We start from the raw sequence: 20,625 nt of genomic DNA on the forward strand, positions 1-20,625 counted from the left end.
CGTGGACCTCACACCTGAGCTTCGACGGGCGCGGGAGCGCGGCGGGCGCCGAGCAGCCGCTGGGTGATGCGCACGCGCTGGTTGATGCCGAGCTGGCGGGCCAGTCTGTTCTCGATCTCGGCCTGGATCACGGTCCAGATCGTGGTCAGCGCAAGGTAATACAGCGCAGCGACGATGAAGATCTCGAAGGTGTGAAAGGTCGCGGAGCTGATCGACTGCGTCACCAGGAACATCTCGCTGACTCCGATCACCGACAGTACCGAGGTGGTCTTCATCATGCCGTTGAACGAGTTGCCCATCGGCGGAACCATGACACGTAGCGACTGTGGGACGATGATCCAGCGCATCACCTTGGCGGGCTTCATACCCAGGGACTCGGCGGCCTCGAACTGACCCTTGGGAACCGAATCCAGTCCCGCGCGGATGATTTCGGCGATGTAGGCACTCTCGTTGATCGTCAGTCCGACTATCGCCGCCTGGATCGCCGCCTTGACCGACAACCCGAACAGCGACACGTCGTGAAACTGGTACAGGCCGACCGCCGCCAGACCGGTGTAGATGATGACCAACTGCACCAGTAGCGGTGTTCCCCGGACTGCCCAGATGTACAGGCTTGCGCACCAACGCAACACCGCGAACCGGGACCGGCGCAGCAGCGCTATGACCAATCCGACGAGGGTAGCCAGCACCATCGCCACCACCGAGATGACGATGGTCAGAACAAGGCCGTCGAGGAAACGCTCACTGGGAGTGAACAGCGACTTCCAGAAGAATTGCCAATCGAAGTGCACGCCGCCGGTCCCCCGTCACTTCTGGATGTCGAGATCGGTCTGGCCCCAGTCGGCCAGGATCTTGGCGTAGGTACCGTTGGCCTCGAGTTCGCCGAGCGCTTGGGTGATCGCATCGTGCAGCGCGGTGTCACCTTTCAGCGTTGCGGCACCGATCTTGATGGTTCCGAAGGGTTTTCCGGCCAGCTGTATCTGCGCACCCGTCTTGGTGGCGTAGTAGCCGAGCGTCTCGGCGGTGTCGAGGTAGGCGTCGACCTGGCCGTTCTGAACTTGTTGCAGCGCAACGTCGGCGTGACTGTTGCGGGTGATGTCGATTTCCGGTTTACCCGCCGCGGTGCACGTGGCGGACTGGTTCACCACCTGCTCCTCGGCGGTGGTGGCGATCGCGACGATGACCTTCTTGCCGCACAAACTGTCATCCATGCCGGTGATGGCTGCGGGATGCTCCTTCGATACCGCAATCCCGGTGCCGGAGTACACATATGGCACGAAGTCGACGACCTTCTCCCGCTCCGGCTTGATGTAGAGCTGAGCCATGATCACGTCGCACTGCTTGGCCTGCAGCGTCGGGATCAGCGCGGTGAACGCCGATTCCACGAAGTCCGGCTTGAGGCCCAGCTGTCCGGCCAGCGCCTTGGCGAGGTCGACTTCGCTGCCGACCAGCGCGCCGGTCTCGTCGTGGTACACACTCGGCGGCGTGCCATCATTGGCCGCGCACACCTTGAGGGTGCCGGCCTGCAGGATCGCCGGAGGCGCGACTTTGGCCGGGCCGGTCGGAGCAGCGGCGTCCGTGGAATCCGACGAACAACCGGTCAGCGCCGCGGCGAGGGCCGCGCCGACGGCGATAGCGGCGCGAGTACGGGTCGAGCAGGGTGCAGGCATCGGGGGCCTTTCGAAATCTGGTGGGACCTAACAGATCGACCAGCCGTTGTCGATAGCCCGCCAGCAGCGGGGTCTATCGAACGATAGGGGACTATCGACTGATAGGCAACAGATAGCGGAGAGGCGCTCTCTGGCTAACCCCGCCCGCGCGGAATGGCGGTCAGCCGCGCCATGGTGGCGGCCTGCAGATCAGCAAGATCACCGTTGTCGACCAGCAAGGCACGAAGCACGAAGTCGGCGGCCTCGAGCGGCCTGCGCCCGCGCACCCGCCCGCCGGGTCCACCTTGTTCGCGCAACGTCTCGAACAGCACGCCGTTCATGGCGCGCTGGACGAACCCGGGCTCGAAGGCCACGAACTCCCCCGCCTCGCAGCCCGCGGTGACGACCCGCTCCACCAATTCGTGGAACACCGCTATCCCGGCGCGCTCGTCGGCGAGTTCGGGGAGGCTCAGCACGGCGTCCTGGTAGAGCCCCCGCGAGTCGAACGGCTGATCCAGCGCCTGGCGCACGTCGCAGGCGATGGTCAGGTGCAGCTTCGCCGCCCAGCTGATGTCCTCGGCCAGGTACTGGCGGATCCGTGCCACCGACGGTCCGAGGTCCAGTTCCACCAGGGACTGATAGATGGCGTGCTTGGCCTCGAAGTGGTGGAACAGCGAGGGCTGCCGGATCTGCACGGCGTCGGCGATGTCGCGGGTCGACGTCCCGAAGAACCCGCGCGCAGCGAAAAGGCTGGCCGCGGCCAGCAGGATGCGACCCCTGGTCGACGTCCAGTCCACCTCGGGAGGCTGCCAGTCAGGCCCGTACTTCACCGCCAGATTGTGTCACCACCGCCGACGCGGCCTGAATCGGACGGTTACCGCTTCTTGAAAATCGTTCGGTGCCAATCCTTTTCGGCAACACCGGTGATGTCACTCATCACGTGCTTGATGGTCAGGTACTCCTCGAAGGAGTAGTCGCTCATGTCCTTGCCGAAGCCGGAGGCGCCGACCCCGCCGTGCGGCATCTCGCTGATGATCGGGATGTGGTCGTTGATCCACACGCAGCCGGAGTTGATCTCGCGGGACGCCCGCTGGGCGCGATAGACGTCGCGGGTCCAGGCTGAGGCGGCCAGCCCGTAATCGGTGTCGTTGGCCTGGCGCAGCGCGTCGTCATCGCCGTCGTGGGTGCGCACGGTCAAGACCGGGCCGAAGATCTCGTCGCGATAGACCTCGGAAGTCTCGGCGACGTCGGCGATCAGCGTCGGCAGGTAGAACGACCCGGGCAGATCCGGGGCGGAACCACCGGTGACGATGCGGCCGCCCTCCCCCGGAGCCCTGGCCACCATCGCCGCGACCTTGTCGCGGTGGGCCGCCGAGATCAACGGACCCAGGTCGGTGTCGGGGTCCTGCGGGTCGCCGACGACCATCTTGCCCATCAGCTCGGCCACCCCGGCAACGAAGTCGTCGTAGAGATCGCGGGCGACGATCGCACGGGTCGCCGCTGTGCAGTCCTGCCCGGAGTTGATCAGCGACCCGGCCACGGCGCCGTTGATCGCGGCATCCAGATCGGCATCGTCGAACACCACGAACGGCGCCTTGCCGCCGAGTTCGAGTTGGGTCCGGTGGCCATGGACCGCCGCGGCCGCCATCACCCGACGGCCGACGGCGGTGGAGCCGGTGAACGTCACGACGTCGACATCGCGGTGGCCGGCCAGGGCCGAGCCGACGTCCGCGCCGGCACCGGTGAGGACGTTGAGTACGCCGTCGGGCAGGCCGGCCTCGGTGGCCAGCCGGGCCAGCGTCAGCGTGGTCAGCGGGGTCAGCTCGGCGGGCTTGATGACCACCGAACACCCCGCCGCCAACGCCGGCAGCACCTTCCACACCGCCATCTGCAGCGGGTAGTTCCACGGCGTGATCGTCGCGACCACCCCGACCGCTTCGCGCCGGATGGACGATGTGTGGTCGCCGCTGTACTCCCCGGTGGCCTTGCCTTCGAGGTGACGGGCGGCGCCGGCGAAGAAGGCGATGTTGTCGATGCTGCCGGGCACGTCGAACTCGGTGGCCAGCCGCACCGGTTTGCCGGTCTGGCTGACCTCTTCGGCGGCGATCTCCTGAGCGTGGACGTCGACGAGTTCGGCCAGCTTGGCCAAAACTGTGGCACGCTCGACGGGAGTGGCCCGCGACCAGCCGCCGAGGGCGGCGCGGGCGGCGGCCACCGCGGTGTCGACGTCAGCCGGCTGGGCGAGCGCCAGCTCCGCGACGACGCTGCCGTCGGCGGGGTTGATGACCTGGTGGAGGCTGCCGCCGGTCACCAGCGGGGCGCCATCGATCCAGCTACCGGGCACAATTCGGGTCTTGTCAGAGGTGAGTGCGGTCACCCGCCCCACGGTAACCGACTCTCTCAGCGACTGCTACGCATTCCCGCAGTATGGGTGGGTTATCGCCACCAATTTCATCGATCTTGTTGCCTTAAACAACTGATTCCGTGCACAATCATGGGCATGCGTGACTCGGGTGTACCGGCCACTCGGTTTCCCGTCCGCGCCGTTGGGGCGGGTGGAAACGGGCCCGTCCAGTTGGACGAGATGTCCAAGGCCATTATCGAGAAACTGCAGCAGGACGGCCGGCGTTCCTACGCCGCGATCGGCAAGGCCGTCGGGCTGTCGGAGGCGGCGGTGCGCCAGCGGGTGCAGCGTCTGGTCGACTCCGGGGTGATGCAGATCGTGGCGGTGACCGATCCTCTCCAGCTGGGATTCAGCAGGCAGGCGATGATCGGCATCCGCTGCACGGGAGACACCACCAAGGTTGCCGAGAAGCTCGCACAGATCGACGCCGTCGACTATGTGGTGCTTACCGCGGGCACGTTCGACGCGATCGCGGAGGTCGTGTGCGAGGACGACGCCGAGCTGCTGGAGCTGCTCAACACCGAGATCCGCGCTGTGCCCGGGGTGACCTCGACCGAAACCTTGGTCTATCTCAAACTCGTTAAACAACAATACAATTGGGGAACACGATGAGTACCACCACGCTCGATCTCACAGCGGAGCTGTCGGCCAAGGCCGACCGCCACCTGTGGGGCCACTTCGCCCGGCACGGTGCGGGGTTGACGCCGCCGATCATCAGCCGCGGCGAAGGCGTGTACATCTACGACAGCCACGGCAAGCGCTACTTCGACGGCCTCTCAGGTCTTTTCGTGGTCCAGGCCGGACACGGCCGCAAGGAACTGGCCGAGGCCGCCGCCAAACAGGCCGAGACCCTCGAGTTCTTCCCGCTGTGGTCCTACGCCACCCCGCCTGCGATCGAACTGGCCGACCGGCTGGCGAATTACGCTCCCGGGGACCTGAATCGGGTGTTCTTCACCACCGGCGGTGGCGAAGCGGTCGAGAGCGCCTGGAAACTGGCCAAGCAGTACTTCAAGCTGACCGGCAAACCCGGCAAGTACAAGGTCATCTCGCGGGCCATCGCCTACCACGGCACGCCGCAGGGTGCGCTGGCCATCACCGGTCTGCCCGACTTCAAGAAGCCCTTCGAACCGCTGACGCCCGGCGGTTTCCGGGTGCCCAACACCAACTTCTACCGCGCCCCGGCGCCGTACGACACCGACATCAAGGCCTGGGGACAGTACTGCGCCGACCGCATCGCCGAAGCCATCGAGTTCGAGGGTCCGGAAACGGTGTGCGCGGTCTTCCTGGAGCCGGTGCAGAATGCCGGCGGTTGCTTCCCGCCGCCGCCGGGATACTTCGAACGGGTCCGCGAGATCTGCGACGAGTACGACGTGCTGCTGGTGTCCGACGAGGTGATCTGCGCGTTCGGCCGGATCGGTTCGATGTTCGCCTGCGAGGACATCGGCTACCAGCCCGACATGATCACCTGCGCCAAGGGCATGACGTCGGGCTACTCGCCGATCGGCGCGATGATCGCCAGCGACCGGCTGTTCGAGCCGTTCAGCGACGGCAAGACGGTCTTCGGCCACGGCTACACCTTCGGCGGGCACCCGGTGTCCTCGGCGGTGGCGCTGGCCAACCTCGACATCTTCGAGCGCGAGGGCATCAACGATCACGTCAAGACCAATGCCCCGATCTTCCGGGCCACGTTGGAGAAGCTCCTCGAGCTGCCGATCGTCGGTGACGTGCGCGGTGAAGGGTTCTTCTACGGCATCGAGCTGGTGAAGGACAAGACCACCCGGGAAACCTTCAACGACGACGAGAGCGAGCGGCTGCTGCGCGGCTTCCTGTCCTCGGCGCTGTTCGAAGCCGGCCTGTACTGCCGTGCCGACGACCGTGGCGACCCAGTCGTGCAGCTGGCGCCGCCGCTGATCAGCGGGCCGAAGGAATTCGACGAGATCTACGACATCTTGCACCGGGTGCTCAGCGAGGCCAGCCGCCTGCTGTGACCGGGGCCGCCAAACCCCCGATCGATCCCGTGCGGTGGCAGCCGCCTCCCCTCCGGCCGCTGCCACCGCCGGATCTGTCCGGTTCGCTGCGGGTGATCGGCGTTCCAGGGCATGCCCCCGAGGACGTCGTGGTCGACGCCGACGGCACGATCTGGACCGGAACCGACGACGGTGCGATCGTCCGGATCCGCAACGGCCACGCCCCCGAGGTGGTGGCCAATACCGGCGGCCGCCCACTGGGCTTGGCGGTGGCCCGAGACGGCCGCCTGCTGATCTGCGACAGCCACCGTGGGCTGCTGCGCCTCGATCCGGCCACCGGCTCATGCGAGACGCTGGTGAGCGAGGTGGCCGGGCGGCCGTTGACGTTCTGCAGCAACGTCGTCGAATCATCGGACGGCACAATCTTTTTCACCGAGTCGACGTCGCGCTTCCACTACGAGTACTACAAGGGCGCGGTGCTCGAGGCCCGGCCCAGCGGGTCACTGTTCCGACGGGACGTCGACGGCACGGTGACGACGCTGGCCAGTGGGCTGCGCTTCGCCAACGGGGTGACGCTGACTGCCGACGAGTCGGCCCTGGTGGTCGCCGAGACGACGGCCTGCCGGGTGTCGAAGTACCCGCTGACGGGGTCGGGGATCGGCGAGCCGGTTCCGCTGATCGAGCACCTGCCGGGCTATCCGGACAACATCTCGACGGCCCCCGACGGACGCATCTGGGTGGCGCTGGTCAGCGAACGCAATGCGGTCGGCGAATGGCTGGCTCCCCGCGCTCCGGGGGTGCGGCGGCTGATGTGGCGACTGCCGTACGGCTGGTTACCCAGCCCCAAGCCGGTGGTGTGGGCGATATCGGTCGATCTGGACGGCACGGTGCGGTCGCAGCTGCGGACCGCCGACCCGCGGTTCGCGCTGGCCACCGGGCTCGTCGAGCATGACGGCACGCTGTGGCTGGGCTGCATCGGGTCGCCGGCCGTCGCATGTCTCGATTTGTAACACCAACCACTCCTGTCACAGCGCGGCTCCCCGGTTTCGGGGCCCCGATCCCCTACTCTGCGACTCGATGGCGAGCTCGAAATTCTTCACGCGGTGTGCTGCCGCAGTGGCCGCGACGCTGTGCGTCGTCGGCACCTCGGCGATCGCGTGGGCCGACCCGGACCCCAACACCTGCCCCTACCGGGTGACCACCCCGCCCGCCGTCGACTCCTCCGAGGTGCCCGAGGCAGGCGACCCACCGCAGCCGCTTCCCGTTCCGGCCAAGCCGGTGGGCGGTGACGCGCTTGCGGGTTGCGGAGTGATCGTCGCGGCGGGCACACCGCCGGTCCCCGACGACATCTCGGCCGAATCGTGGGTGGTCGCCGACCTCGACACCGGAGACATCATCGCCGCGCGCGACCCGCACGCCAGGCACCGGCCCGCCAGCATCATCAAGGTCCTGATCGCGATGCAGTCCATCAACGAACTGCCGCTGAACAAGATGGTCCAGGGCACCCAGGATGACGCCAACGCCGAAGGCACCCGGGTCGGCGTGGATGAGGGCGGCCGCTACACCGTCAACGATCTTCTGCACGGCCTGTTGATGCACTCCGGCAACGACGCCGCGCATGCGCTTGCCATGCAGGTGGGCGGCTGGGACACCGCGCTGCAGAAGATCAACACGCTGGCCCGCAAGCTCGGCGGCCAGGACACCCGCGCGGCAACTCCATCCGGTTTGGACGGGCCGGGCATGAGCACGTCGGCCTACGACATCGGGCTGTTCTACCGATACGCCTGGGAGAACCCGACTTTCGCGAACATCGTCGCCACCGAGAAGTACAACTTCCCCGGCCACCCGGCCAAGCCGGGTGAGGATGGCGATCATCCCGGCTATGAGCTGGAAAACGACAACCAGTTGCTCTACAACTACCCGGGCGCGCTCGGCGGCAAGACGGGCTACACCGACGACGCCGGGCAGACGTTCGTGGGCGCCGCCAACCGCGACGGCCGCCGGCTGGTGGCGGTATTGATGCGCGGCACCCGGCAGCCGATCCCGCCGTGGCAACAGGCCGCGCACCTGCTCGACTACGGCTTCGCCACGCCGCCGGGCACCCGGGTCGGGAACCTGATCGACCCGGATCCGTCGCTGCTGCCGCCCAAGCCGGATGAAGCCGCCGCGGTCAAAGCCAGTGGCACCCAGCTGCTTCCCGAGGCCGACGCGGTGCCGGTGCGGGTGGGCGTCGGTGTGGTCGGCACGCTGGTGGTGTTCTCACTGATCATGATGGCGCGGGCGATCAATCGCCGACCCGTGCGCGGGCGGTAGCGAAACCTGATCCACCGAGATCGACACTGGCGTGCGATCTTCTCGCACTTTCGCGCGCTGACGTCGATCTCGATGAGGCGCGGGCGGTAATACGCGCTAGTCGCGTCCTCTACCGAACAGCCGCGAAACACCGAGCGCACCAACCGCACCCACCGCCATCGCGGCCACCGTCTGCCGGGCGCTCAGACCTTCGTCCGGGCCCACCCGCGGCGAGATGACGGCCGGCCCCGGCGCCGGAACCGGTTCGAGCCGCATGTTGTCTTTCGACGTCGCCGCCCACGCGGTGGCGAACAGCACCAGCCGGGCGGTGATGTAGGCGAACACCATCAGACCCAACACCGGCCCGAACGTCGCACCCGCCGGACCGTGCACCACCGACCGCAGATAGATCGACCCGACCAGCTTGAAGATCTCGAACGCCACCGCGGCCATCAGCCCGGCGCGCACACTGCTGCGGAAGCTCACCGACTCCCGGGGCAACCGCGCGATCATCCAGCTGAACAACAGCCACGACACCGCCCACGACGTCACCAGCGAGACCACGCGCAGCACTCCGCCGAGCCCGGTCAGGTGCGGCACACCCATCCACTCCAGCACCGTCCTCATCAGCGACGGATCCGCCAGCGCGGTCAGTGCGACGGTCACGATGATCGCGACGAAGACCGACAGCAGCACCATCAGGTCGGACAGCTTGGTGCGCAGGAAGTTCTGTTCCTCGACCCGCTGATCCCACATCTGGCTCAGCGCCTCACGCAGATTCGCGATCCAGCCCAGGCCCGCCCACGCCGCGGTGGCAAGGCCGATCACACCGACCGACGTGCGGGAATCGATCGCCGAGTCGATCAGCCCGATCAGCTGCTGGCCGAAGTCCCCGGAAACCGTTGTCCTGATCCGGTTTTCGATATCGGCCAGCAGGTGCGGCCGGCTGGCCAGTACGAAGCCACCGGCCGCGAAGCCGACCATCAGCAACGGAAACAGCGCGAAGATCGTGAAGTACGTGATGCCCGCGGCGTAGAAGTCGCCCTTGACCTTCTGATAGCGCATCCCCGCCCGGATCGTGTGGTCGATCCAGTGATAGCGGGCCCGCAGCCGGTCGAGGCGACCCGGTTCGGCCGGTTCTGACATGCCCAGCCCCTCGTGATGTCTACGAACTCGTCGGCAGAAACCCTAACCGGTCGTATACCCGCCCGATGGTCTTCGCAGACACCTCGCGGGCCCGGTCGGCCCCTTTGGCCAGGATGGCCTGCAGTTCGGCCGGGTCGGCGAGCAGTTCGTCGACGCGCTGCTGCAGCGGGGTGACGTAGGAGACGACGGCGTCGGCGGTGTCCTTCTTGAGGTCGCCGTAGCCGCGGCCCGAGTACCCGGACACCAGTGTGTCGATGTCGGTGCCGGTGACCGCCGACTGGATCGACAGCAGGTTGGACACCCCGGGCTTGGCGTCGACGTCGTAGCGGATCTCCCGCTCGCTGTCGGTGACGGCCGAGCGGATCTTCTTCGCCGTCACCTTCGGGTCGTCGAGCAGGCTGATCAGGCCGGCGTCGGTGGCCGCGGACTTGCTCATCTTGGCGGTCGGCTCCTGCAGGTCATAGATCTTGGCGGTGGCCTTCGGAATCATCGGCTCCGGGATGACGAAGGTGTCGGGGAAGCGCACGTTGAACCGCTGCGCGACGTCGCGGGCCAGCTCCAGGTGCTGGCGCTGATCCTCACCGACCGGCACCAGATCGGTGTCGTAGAGCAGCACGTCGGCGGCCATCAGCACCGGGTAGGTGAACAGACCCACCGTCGTCGCCTCCGCGCCCTGCTTCTGCGACTTGTCCTTGAACTGCGTCATCCGTGAGGCTTGGCCGAACCCGGTGAAGCAGCCCAGCGCCCAGGCCAGCTCGGTGTGGGCGGGCACATGGCTCTGCACGAAGATCGTCGCGCGGTCCGGGTCGATACCGAGCGCCAGGTACTGGGCGGCGGTCACCAGGGTGCGGTGCCGCAGCGTGGCGGGGTCCTGCGGCACAGTGATCGCGTGCAGGTCCACTACGCAGAAGAACGCGTCGTAATCGTCCTGCAGCCCGACCCACTGCTTGATCGCGCCGAGGGCATTGCCCAGGTGCAGCGAATCTGACGTCGGCTGGACGCCGGAGAAAACGACACGACGAGATGAGCTGTTCATGGTGCGTCAATCCTGTCACGAGGCCCCTCCCCGACGACCGAGTGGCATTAGCATCCTGCTTCGTGCGAGGAAGACTGGCGCTGGCCACCGCCGTGACGATGATCTGCGCGCTGGCCGGGTGCGGCAGCAACTCCGGTGACGAGAAACGCCCGGCGTCGACGGCGGTGGTGATCGTGTCCGGCGGAGATGCGACGACGCCGTTCACCGGCCCGGAGCAGGCCTGCAAGACCGGGCTGGCCGCCGGCAACACCGACACCGCGCTGCGGGAGTATCTGCTCGGCAAGGGCTACACCGTCTACACCTCCCCCGCGATGGCCGGCCGCGGTCAGGTGGTCGACCAGACCGGGTTCGGGCCGTTCGGCGTCTGCCCGATCACCCTGCCGGAGAACATGACCGTCGACTCGACGGGCAGCATCGACACCGCGGGCGAACACCTGGCCCGGTTCCTCAACTGGCTGCACACCGACAAGGGGGTCAACGAGGTCGACTTCGTCGGCCACTCGATGGGCGGGCTGTACTCGCGCGCCGCCATCCGGGTACTGGCGTCGACGAACTCGCCGTTGAAGGTGCGGTCGCTGACCACCATCGGGACGCCGTGGCAGGGCTCCTACCTGTCCGATTTCGCCAACGGACTGATCCCACTGAGCGACTGCAAGGGCGACACCTTCTGCGAGACCTCGATGAAAGGTATGTCCGACGAGGTGAAGCGGCTGGTGGCGGGCTCGGGCCGTGAGGTCAATCAGGCGTTCCTGATGGGTAAGAACGGCTGGAACGAATACCAGTCCGGGGTGCTCGACAAGATCCCGGTGGTGTTGATCGGCGGCAAGAAGTTCACTGCCGAAAAAACCAGCGGGGCCGGCCCGGTCAATCCAGCGGTGTGGCCGAATGACGGCATCGTGGCACTCTCGAGTGCGCTGGCCCGCAACATCGGCGACCCGGTGCTGCCGCACCGCCGGTGTTTCACCTTCGACGACACCCACAGCATCTTCGTCTCCAATCTCGCTGGGCTGGAACAGAAGACCGCGTTGACGTGGGATCCGCAGGTGCTCGAGGTCGTCCGCAAGGCCATCGACGACGCACCCACAGAGCTCGCTCGCCCGAACCGGGAAGGCTGCCCGACCTAGTGCGCCGCGTCCTGGCGCTGGCGGCGGCCGTGCTGCTGGCGGGGTGCTCGCACAGCTCCACCGACACCCGCCCGCCGGCCCGGGCGGTGGTGCTGGTGTCCGGACTGGCCAGCACCGCGCCCTACACAGCTCCGGACGCCGCGTGCACCATCGGTCTGCCGGCCGGCACCGACCACACCGCGCTGCGGGAACACCTTCTGGGGAAGGGCTATTCGGTGTTCACCGCACCGGCGATGGCGGGTTCAGGCCAGGTGCACGACACGACCGGGTACGGCGCGTTCGCCTCCTGCCCGGCTCCGCTGCCCGCGTCGAGGACCATCGACAGCACCGGTGGCATCGACCTCGCCGGCGAGCACCTGGCCCGGTTCATCGACTGGCTGCACACCGAGAAGCACATCGACGAGGTCGACCTGGTCGGCCATTCGATGGGAGGACTGTTCGCCCGGGCGGCGATCCGCACCCTGAAGGCCGAGCAGTCAGCGGTGAGGGTGCGATCGTTGACCACCATCGGAACACCGTGGCAGGGCTCCTATCTGGCGAACTTCGTCGAGGGCGGGGTCAAGATCGGCGACTGCCTTGGCGACCCGTTCTGTGAGAGCCAGATGACGGGCTACGCCAGAGATATAGCGGCCGTTCATGTTTCCGGTTCAGCACGCGAACTCGGGCAGTCGTACCTGACGGGCCCCAAGGGCTGGAACACCTTTCAGGCGGGCGTGCTCGAGGCGGTGCCCGTCACGCTGATCGGGGGCAATCGATTCGACCGCCCGGGCGGAGCGCCGGCGGTGTGGCCGAATGACGGGGTGGTGGAGTTGCGCAGCGCGCTGGGCCGCGACGTCGACGACACCGTGCTGCCGCACCGGCGTTGCCGCATCGTCGACGACACCCACAGCGACTACGTGTCGATGATTGCTCAACTGCCCCGCGCTACCGCGCTGACCTGGGACCCGAGGGTGCTCGATGCGGTGGCCGAGGCGATCGAGGGCGCGGCAACGGACCTCGATGGCCCCGCCCGGCAGGGATGCTGACGCAGGCTGTTACGGCGCAACCGTAATCACGACCGGCACCGAGAACTCCGAGGTGTTGTCGCCGACGGTAGCGGTGACGGTGACATAGGAACCCTGCCACAGCGAGCCGCCCGGAACGTCGACGGTAAAGGAATCGGTCGTCTCGGTGCCGTCGCTGAGAAGCTGGAGCCCTTGGACTGGCGGCGCCTGCGCGTTGACCGGTGGCGGCGAGTAGAACACCTGCAGGCGGTAGTCACCCGAGCGGTCGGTCAACTTGCCGGTGACGATCAGTCGGCCGTTCGCAATGACTGCGCTGGCGACCGTCGGCGCGGCCTGGTTGGCGTTGCCGCCGTTCTGAAGGCTGATGCCGTCAATGATGTTCAGGGAGATCGCGTTCGACAGAATCGTGTTGCCGGTGCCTTGATCGACGGTCACACCGTGCTCGCCGTTCCCGCTGATCGTGTTGGTCTCGATGGTGGCATCGTCGGTGGTCAGCGACAGTATGCCGTTGCCGGTATTCGTGGTGAGGGTGTTGCCGCTGATCTCGACGCCATCCGCATCCTTCAGGTCGATCCCGTCGCCGGTGTTGTTGGTGATCACGTTCCCGATCACCTTGATGTCCTCCGAATTCACGATCACGGGGTCTGCGTCGTCATACACGGCAATTCCGTCGCCGTTGTTGCCGATGATGCTGTTGCCGGTGATGTTCACGTCGATGCCACCGGCGATATCGATCCCGTCGCCGCCGTTTGGCGCACCGTTGCCCATCACCGCACTGTCGGTAAGCGTCAAGCCCTTGACGCCCGTCGCCACGATGCCACCGGTGCCATTGTTGCTGACGATGAACTTCTTGAGCGTCGAATCTTCGCTCTGATCAAGGACAATGCCGGTCTTGGTGAAGTTTTGCACAAGGCCGCCGTGGCGGAAATCCACCGTCACCGCGGGCCCTATCGACAGACCGTCCTGGTTGGCGAAGCCGAGACCGCCGTCCAGGTTGATCGCACCGTCCGCGGTGACCGTCGTCGCACCGGCGTCGGCCGTGCTGGCAAGGACGACGCCGCCCAACGGATTCTGCGCGCCGACCGCGCCACCGAGATGAACGTCGCCACCTGCGGTGGTCAGCTCGAGGGTGAGGCCGCGCCCGGGCTGCGCGTCGACAGTGCCGGTGAGCGTGATCGTGCCGGGACCCCCCGTCTGGATCGACGCCGGGCCGGCCAGTTCAGCATTGCCGGCCACCAGGAAGTCGCCGGTCGTGGTTCGGTATGGCCCACTGAGGGTGACGCTAGGGTCGTTGTAGGTCTGATCTTTCGTGGTGGTGACCGCCGCGGTGGCGGTCGACCCGCCGGCGTCGGTGACAAGTGACTTCAGAGCAAAGTTCGAGCCGACTTGGCGAACGAATGTGGTTGCGCCACTGGAGTTCACCGTCAGAGACTGCTGGCCGTTCGCGGCGCCGTCGACGGTGCCGGAGAAGGTGACGTCACCGCTGCCGGCGTTGATCACGGTGTCGCCGGCGAGTGCCGCCACACCGGCGACGGAGAAGTCGCCGGAACCGGTCGAGTAACTGCCGCCGAGGGTGGCCTTCTGTTGGTAGGTCTGGTTGCCGGTGGTGGTCACGGAGTTGAGGCTCACGGTGGACTGACCGCCGTTGGGGCGCAACCAGATCACCTGGTCTTGCACATCGAACATCACGTCGTAGTAGTTGTACAGGGTCAAACCGGTGTTGACGTTCTGCGTGTTCGTCGCCACCGAACCGCCCTGGTACTGAACCAGATCCACCGATCCGGTATCACCGGCGGTGAATTTCCACTCAAGTGGGGTCCGGCCCTGCGTGGTGGGAAATTCGGCGATGAAGGTCACGCCTGGTTGCAGTTGACCGTTGACGTTGTAGGGGTCCCCGCCGGGAATGTCTTTGAGACGGATACCGGTCGACGGCGCGCCGCTGTCGATCAGGGTGGGCAGACACTGGCTGGCACACTGCGGGAACTGCTCCGTACCGATCGGCTGCTTGGCTCCGGTCCCGTCTTGTGCGAAATACTGTGGGAAGAAGCCGAACTGCTGCAGGACCGGGTAGCCCGACACCGGATAGTTACCGCTACCGATGAGTTGGGCAACCGGAATCGCATAGGTGAACTGATCACGCAAGGCATCGGTGACGCCGACGCTGAGTTGTGGGTCGGTGCCGATGGGGCCGAGTTGGACGAGGAAGCCGCTGGACAGGTTGCCGGGCAACTGGAACAGCGGACTGGTCATCGGGATCGACAGGCCGGTGACCGGCAGGACCGCGAACGACGCACCGAAGTCGCCGAAGAAGTTGCTTTCGACCGGCGGAACCAGCGGGTTGGTGAAATCGAAGACCGCACCGCTGTTGGAGTTGCCCCCGGAGAGGATCGCACCGATCTGTATGGGTTGGGTGGACACGGTCGCAGATCCGGTGCCGAGCGTGATGGGTGTGGTGGAGACGACGGAGTTGTAGAAGTTGCCGGAACTGTAGTCGACGGACAGGCCGGTCGTGCTGAGCGGGACGTTCTGCCAGAAGGACGGGTTGTAGCCGGCGAAGAAAGCGGTTCCCCCGGTGTCGAATTCGTACATTTGAGACGCGTTGTTCCCGATCGCGACGTCGATGCCGTACTTCACCTGTGGCTGACCGTTGGCATTGTAGGTCGGCAGGTAGTGCAGGGGGATGGTTTTGGTGTCGGTGGATTGGGTGATGCTCAACGGGGCGATACCCCGGGTCAGCAGACTCGCCAACGCAGCACGCCCACCCACCGCCGCCTCGAACGTCGTCGACGTCAACGCCGTCACCGTCAACGACTGCCCACCAGCACGCGCCGCATCAACCGTGCCGGTGAACCTCGCGTCCTTACCGCCGGCATCGACCTCCACATCACTATCGAGCACCACCGCCGCATCCAGCCGCACCCCGTCCAGACCCCGCACCGCATCACGCACATGCAACGTCCCCGCACTCAAAACCGCATCCACCTTGCCCGAAAACGCCGCCCCGTCCCCGAACCGCAACGCATCAATCCCCGTCGTCGACAACGCACCGTTGACCGTGCCCGACGTCACCACCACACCAGCACACCCAGCATTGCCCGCACTACCCACCGACACCGACACCGCACCGGCATCACCGACGGTGTACGCCCGGAAAAACGACGGATCCCCCGAGATCTGAACCGCATCACCCACCTGACGGATATAGGCCACACTGCCCGAATTCACCGACACCATCAACGACGAATTCGACTGCGCGACACTGACTCCCTCCGGCACAAAAAACAACGACCGCCGAACCAACACCAACGCCCCACCCACCACATCCGACAACGGACCGCCCGGCAAACCCCCCACCACATCAAACGCCGAATTGAACACATGATTGACCACCGTGCCCACCGCAGCAGTCAACGACGGCGCACCAACCCCCCAACACGCCGCACACCCACCATTACCCACCGCCGCCACCGCACCCCCCGCAACCGGCACACGACGCGCCAACCCCACCCCCGAAACCGACTGCACCACACCAGAAGGCACCGCTCCTGCCGACCTCGGCGCCACCGGCTTCCGGACGCCTGTCACCCGGGGCTGCTGCGCCGTCCGCGACCGCGCGGTCCCGGTCGTCGGTTTATGTGCCGCCGAATCTGCTGCGGAGGTGCGCGGTGCCCCCGGATTGGCATTGCCGGTATCTGCGGTCGCCAGGCCTGCGGGCCCTGCCACCGACAGGCCCAGGACGAATGCTGCGGCACCGACCCGAAGACCGGCTGTGAGTTCGGACATCGGAAACCTCCGGCTAGTCAGGGTGCGGTGAGCAGAACGGCCACGGAGAACTCCGAGGTGTTGTCGGTGTTGGGTGCACTGTCCGGAGTCGCGGTCAGAGTGATCCAGTCGCCGGCTTGCGCGCCCAGCGAATTGACCTGCCCGGTAAAGGATCCCGATTGCTGGGGCAGAGTGCCGAGGTATTGCCTGCCCTCCACGTCACCGGTGTCACCAGGCAGCGACCGGAACACTTCAATGCTGTAGGTACCACCGTATCCGGGCACCGGCGGCATCGTGGCGGCGACAGTTACGGTCCCAGAGCCGAGTTGCGCTGTGACGCCGGTAGGCGCAGGTTGTTCACCGTTGCCGCCATTGGAGAGTGCGATGCCTGCTCCGGTGTTGGAGTGGATGGAATTGGCCAGGATCGCGTTCCCGGTCGATCCGCCGCCGTTCACCGAGATACCGCCACCTCCGTTGTCCGCGATCGTGTTTCCGGAGATGACGAGGTTGCTGACCCCGACGGGCGCGTTCGGGTTCGGGTAGTACTGCTTGTCGAGGACGCCGTGGGCGAGGTCGAAGGCCTTCTGGGCATCGGTGTTGTCGGGAACGGAAAGGCCGAGGAAGCCGCCGGCCGCGTCGTAGAGGTAATCGAATCCGGCGAAGGCCTGTCGGCCGGTGTTGAAGAACTGCCGGCTGAGCGGCACCACGTTCTGCGAGTAGGCGCCGGCCAAGGGGTTGAACAGGTTGACACCGTTCGGGTTCATGACGTTGGCGCGGGTGTATTGCCCGTCCTGCTGGGTGATCGTGTACCGGACGCTGCCGCCCGAGTTGAGCAGGTTGACGGTGATGTTGTCGTCGAAGGTCGCCGGCGGAGTGAATCCGGGCAGGGTGAGAATGCCTTCGTTGAAGCCCATGTCCAGGACGATCGGCCCGGTGTTGTAGGTCGTGCCGTCGATGGTCAGGGTGCCGGTGGCGGGCTGCCAGTCCGGCGCACTCTGATCCCCCTGAGGAAGACCGGTCGGCGTGAGATGGGTGTAGGCGTAGCCCGACACGCTGCTGTCGAGACCCAGGATCACATTGGTCGCCGTCATCACGTAGCCGGGACGCATTGCGCCGTCCTGCATCTCGGTGAGATTCAGGAATGCGTTGTAGGCCTGGTTGAGGGCGGCACCGACGGGTGCGGTGCCCTCACCTGTGCGGTCGAACCCGACGCCGAAGTTGCCCACCGGAGCCAGTTTGCTCGTCGACACTCCGTTGTTGTCGTAGAAGTTGTTCGGGTCCAGATAGCTGGCCCAGTAGCCGCCCGGGATCGTGACGGTCCCGGTCGCCAGCGGCTGACCCTGACTGTCGAGCATCGGCGCGATCGGCGACGTCGTCGTGTGGGTGCCGTCGGTGATCGTGATGGTGCCGCTGTTGATCGTGGTGGTGAACGTGGTGTTCGCCTGGGTGGCACCGGGCATCGGCGTGGTGGATGCGCCGATCGCGTCCACCGCGAGCACGGGGACGGTGGCCACTGCGTGCACGTTCGGGTCCTGCTGACCCGCCGCGGTTTCGTGGTACGACTGGGTGAAGGTGACCGGCACCTCCACCCAGGTGCCGAAGTAGAGCCGGTTGGAGCTGTTGAGGTAGATGTGTCCGGGGCCGAGGACCGTTCCGCTGCCCGCGAAGTCCTGGCCCAGTTGCAGCGCATCGACATAGAGTCCGCGCGAACCGGTGTCGAGATTGATGGTGAGCCCGCCGACGTTGCCGATCTGCATGAGGATGGTGGGGATGACGGGCTGGGTGGCGGACGGCGAGTAGAAGTCGGGCTGGTTGTAGTAGGGCAGAACATAGTGGCCGTCGCCGGTGTAACCGTTCAGCGGGTTCTCACCGGTCCGGTCACCCTGGCCGATGCCGGCGCCGAGGGATATGCCGTCGGTGGAGTTGGCCACGATGGTGTTGCCGGTGATCGAGGTCCCGGCGAAGGCGCCGGTGGCGAACTCGATTCCGTGAGACCCGTTGTTGCTCAGGATGTTTCCAGATATTCCGACGCCTTTGACACCGCCTGCCGCGTAGATGCCGCTGCGCAGGTTGTATGAGATGTCATTCTCGGCGATCGACGTGTCGGCGTATTCCCCCGGGGACAGCACGATGCCGTGGGTGTTGGGCCCGTCGCTGCGGTAGTTCCACGGGTTGCTGGTACCGGCCAGTCCGATGGTGTTGTGGCTGATGGTGAGGCCATTTACCGGGGACACGGTCTCGATGCCGAACGCGGCGTTGCCGTAGATGAGGTTGTCGCTGATCGTGGTGCCGGTGTAGTCGTAGCCGGCTTGCGTTCCCTGCGCGGCGATCTGGATCCCGTCGTACACGTTGTCGGCGATGTGGAACTTGCTGATCGTCGAACCGCTCGAGGAACCTTCGAAGACGACGCCGTTGGCCGTGAAGTTTCTGATCGATCCGCCGTTGGCGAAGTCGACGGTCACGTTGTCGCCGATGAAGATGCCGGTCGATCCCGAGTTACCCAGGCCGCCATCGACATTGACGCTGCCGTCGGCGGTGACGGTCGTCTTCTTACTGTCGGTGGTGACCAGTCCGATACCGCCCAATGGGTGAGTGCCGCCCACGTCCCCGTGCAGGGACGTGTCTCCGCCGTTGGTCTGCAGCCTCAGGTTGAACCCTTGACCCTGCTGCGAGTCGATCTTGCCGTCGAAGCTGATGTCGCCTGAATTGGCAGTCACCGCAACGCTACTCGCCAGTGTGGTCGCGCCACCCACGGTGACCGCGCTGCCGGTGTAATCGCTGGCCAAGGTCACGTCATCGCCGTACTGCTGGGTGCCGGTGGTGGTGACTCCAGCGGCGGTGGTCGTTCCGCCGGCATCGGTGCTCAGTTGCCTCAGCGCCGTCTGACTGCCGACAGCACGAACGAAAGTGGTTGCGCCGCTCGAGTTGACTGCAAGGGACTGCTGCCCCGAAGCCGCCCCGTCGACCGTGCCGGCGAAGGTGACGGCACCACTGCCGGCGTTGATCACGGTGTCGGCCGTCAACGAGGCGATCCCGGCCACGGAGAAGCCGCCTGCCCCGGCCGAGTAAGTCCCCCCGAGAGTGGCGTTCTCCCGGTAGGTCTGGCTGCCGGTCGTGGTGACCGAGCCGGCGATCAACTGCGACTGACCGCCGTTGGGGCGCAGCCAGATCACCTGGTTCTGCAGATCGAACATCACGTCGAAGTCGTTGTAGATGTTCAATCCGGTGTTGACGTTCTGGGTGGTGGTTGCCGCGCCACTGCCCGACGAATAGTTCGCCAGGTTGACCGAGCCGATGTTGCCCGCTTCGAAGCTCCATGTCAGCGGCGGCCGGCCTTGGGCGGTCGGGAACTGTGCGATGAGCGAGCTGCCGGGCGTGAGCTGGCCGCTGCTGTCGAAGGGGTACGGCTGCGGGGCGCCTGGCAACCGGATGTTGGTAGACGGCGCTCCACTGTCGATCAACGTGGGCAGGCACTGCTGGGTGCATCCGGGGAACGTCTGCGATCCGATCGGCAGTATGGTGTCGCCCTGCTTGGCGAAGTATTGGCCGTTGAATCCGAACTGCTGCAATACCTGATAGCCCGAAACCGGGTAGGTGCCTCCACCGGCCAGGGCATTGATCGGTATGGCGTAAGTGAATTGGGCACGCAGCGCGTCGGTGACTCCGACACTCAGTTGTGGGTCGGTGCCGATGGGGCCGAGTTGGACCAGGTAGCCGCTGGAGAGATTGCCGGGCAGTTGGAACAGCACGCTGGTCAGATTGTCCTGAACGCCGAACGCTGCGCCGAAATCACCGGCAAAGCTGCCTGCGACGGTCGGGGCGAAGGGATTGGTCGGGGCGGTGGTCAACGCGCCGACCTTGCCGGAGGAGATGATGGCGCCGACGTTGACCGGCTCGGTGGTGGACACCCGGGTTCCGCCCACCGGGCCAAGGGTGACGATCGCGGGTGTCACCAGCGCCTGGTATTGCTCGCCGTTGGTGTAGGTGATGCTGGCCGGTTGATCGCCGAGGGGAATGCCGGTCCAGTAGACCGGGTTGTAGTCGGCCCAGAACCCGTTGCCGCCGGTGTCGAATACGAAGCTGCGGGGCGCGTTGCTGCCGAGGGCGACGTCGATGCCGTACTTGACGATCATCGAGCCATCGGGCTGATACTGCGGAACATACTGCAGGGGGATGGTTTTGGTGTCGGTGGATTGGGTGATGCTCAACGGGGCGATACCCCGGGTCAGCAGACTCGCCAA

General features: G+C 66.1%; 14 protein-coding genes. 6 read left to right on the plus strand and 8 right to left on the minus strand.

Going from position 1 to position 20,625, the window contains the following annotated elements; all coding sequences use genetic code 11:
* Positions 1 to 8: 8 nt before the first annotated feature.
* From BST42_RS22750 to BST42_RS22765, 4 genes are all read right to left on the minus strand, one after another.
* The gene (locus tag BST42_RS22750) at positions 9 to 791 is read right to left on the minus strand and encodes an amino acid ABC transporter permease (RefSeq protein WP_083121584.1); all 783 of its coding nucleotides are present in this window, start codon (positions 789 to 791) and stop codon (positions 9 to 11) included.
* Between the two features lie 15 nt (positions 792 to 806).
* Positions 807 to 1,670: an ABC transporter substrate-binding protein gene (locus BST42_RS22755; protein WP_083121585.1), complete on the minus strand. Its 864-nt coding sequence runs from the start codon at positions 1,668 to 1,670 to the stop codon at positions 807 to 809.
* Between the two features lie 134 nt (positions 1,671 to 1,804).
* Entirely contained in the window at positions 1,805 to 2,479 is a 675-nt protein-coding gene (locus BST42_RS22760) for a TetR/AcrR family transcriptional regulator (protein WP_083121586.1), read from the minus strand.
* 44 nt (positions 2,480 to 2,523) lie between these two features.
* Positions 2,524 to 4,026, minus strand: a complete 1,503-nt coding sequence (locus BST42_RS22765; protein WP_083121587.1) for a gamma-aminobutyraldehyde dehydrogenase — start codon at positions 4,024 to 4,026, stop codon at positions 2,524 to 2,526.
* Positions 4,027 to 4,233: 207 nt separating this feature from the next.
* On the opposite strand from BST42_RS22765, the gene BST42_RS22770 reads away from it, so the two are divergent.
* The 4 genes from BST42_RS22770 (at position 4,234) to BST42_RS22785 (ending at position 8,333) form a co-directional block, all read left to right on the plus strand.
* Positions 4,234 to 4,665: an Lrp/AsnC family transcriptional regulator gene (locus BST42_RS22770; RefSeq protein WP_109751181.1), complete on the plus strand. Its 432-nt coding sequence runs from the start codon at positions 4,234 to 4,236 to the stop codon at positions 4,663 to 4,665.
* Positions 4,662 to 6,041 (plus strand): aspartate aminotransferase family protein, encoded by a 1,380-nt coding sequence (locus BST42_RS22775; RefSeq protein WP_083121588.1) that lies wholly within the window; start codon positions 4,662 to 4,664, stop codon positions 6,039 to 6,041. The genes BST42_RS22770 and BST42_RS22775 overlap by 4 nt, the downstream gene beginning before the upstream one ends.
* Entirely contained in the window at positions 6,038 to 7,030 is a 993-nt protein-coding gene (locus BST42_RS22780) for an SMP-30/gluconolactonase/LRE family protein (protein WP_165760905.1), read from the plus strand. The genes BST42_RS22775 and BST42_RS22780 overlap by 4 nt, the downstream gene beginning before the upstream one ends.
* Before the next feature lie 67 nt (positions 7,031 to 7,097).
* Complete coding sequence (locus BST42_RS22785; RefSeq protein ID WP_083121589.1) at positions 7,098 to 8,333, plus strand: D-alanyl-D-alanine carboxypeptidase family protein; 1,236 nt, start codon at positions 7,098 to 7,100, stop codon at positions 8,331 to 8,333.
* 96 nt (positions 8,334 to 8,429) lie between these two features.
* Here BST42_RS22785 and yhjD read toward each other — a convergent pair whose 3' ends face one another.
* Positions 8,430 to 9,458, minus strand: a complete 1,029-nt coding sequence (yhjD, locus tag BST42_RS22790; RefSeq protein WP_083121590.1) for an inner membrane protein YhjD — start codon at positions 9,456 to 9,458, stop codon at positions 8,430 to 8,432.
* A 19-nt stretch (positions 9,459 to 9,477) separates the two neighbouring features.
* Positions 9,478 to 10,494 carry a tryptophan--tRNA ligase gene (trpS, locus tag BST42_RS22795; protein WP_083121591.1) on the minus strand — a complete coding sequence of 339 codons (1,017 nt, stop codon included), beginning with the start codon at positions 10,492 to 10,494 and terminating at the stop codon, positions 9,478 to 9,480.
* Between the two features lie 62 nt (positions 10,495 to 10,556).
* Between trpS and BST42_RS22800 the strand changes: the two genes are divergently transcribed.
* On the plus strand, positions 10,557 to 11,618 hold the full coding sequence (locus tag BST42_RS22800; RefSeq protein ID WP_308207509.1) for an alpha/beta hydrolase: 1,062 nt from the start codon (positions 10,557 to 10,559) through the stop codon (positions 11,616 to 11,618).
* Positions 11,618 to 12,643 (plus strand): esterase/lipase family protein, encoded by a 1,026-nt coding sequence (locus tag BST42_RS22805; protein ID WP_083121592.1) that lies wholly within the window; start codon positions 11,618 to 11,620, stop codon positions 12,641 to 12,643. Before BST42_RS22800 ends, BST42_RS22805 begins: the two co-directional genes overlap by 1 nt.
* Before the next feature lie 9 nt (positions 12,644 to 12,652).
* On the opposite strand, the gene BST42_RS22810 is transcribed toward BST42_RS22805, so the two are convergent.
* Together BST42_RS22810 and BST42_RS22815 are read right to left on the minus strand one after the other, a co-directional pair.
* Positions 12,653 to 16,405, minus strand: a complete 3,753-nt coding sequence (locus tag BST42_RS22810; protein ID WP_133057503.1) for a right-handed parallel beta-helix repeat-containing protein — start codon at positions 16,403 to 16,405, stop codon at positions 12,653 to 12,655.
* A gap of 17 nt (positions 16,406 to 16,422) precedes the next feature.
* Positions 16,423 to 20,592 (minus strand): beta strand repeat-containing protein, encoded by a 4,170-nt coding sequence (locus BST42_RS22815; protein WP_133057504.1) that lies wholly within the window; start codon positions 20,590 to 20,592, stop codon positions 16,423 to 16,425.
* Positions 20,593 to 20,625 lie beyond the last annotated feature (33 nt).

The organism is Mycolicibacterium rhodesiae (assembly GCF_002086695.1).
GTDB classification, from domain to species: Bacteria; Actinomycetota; Actinomycetes; order Mycobacteriales; family Mycobacteriaceae; genus Mycobacterium; species Mycobacterium rhodesiae.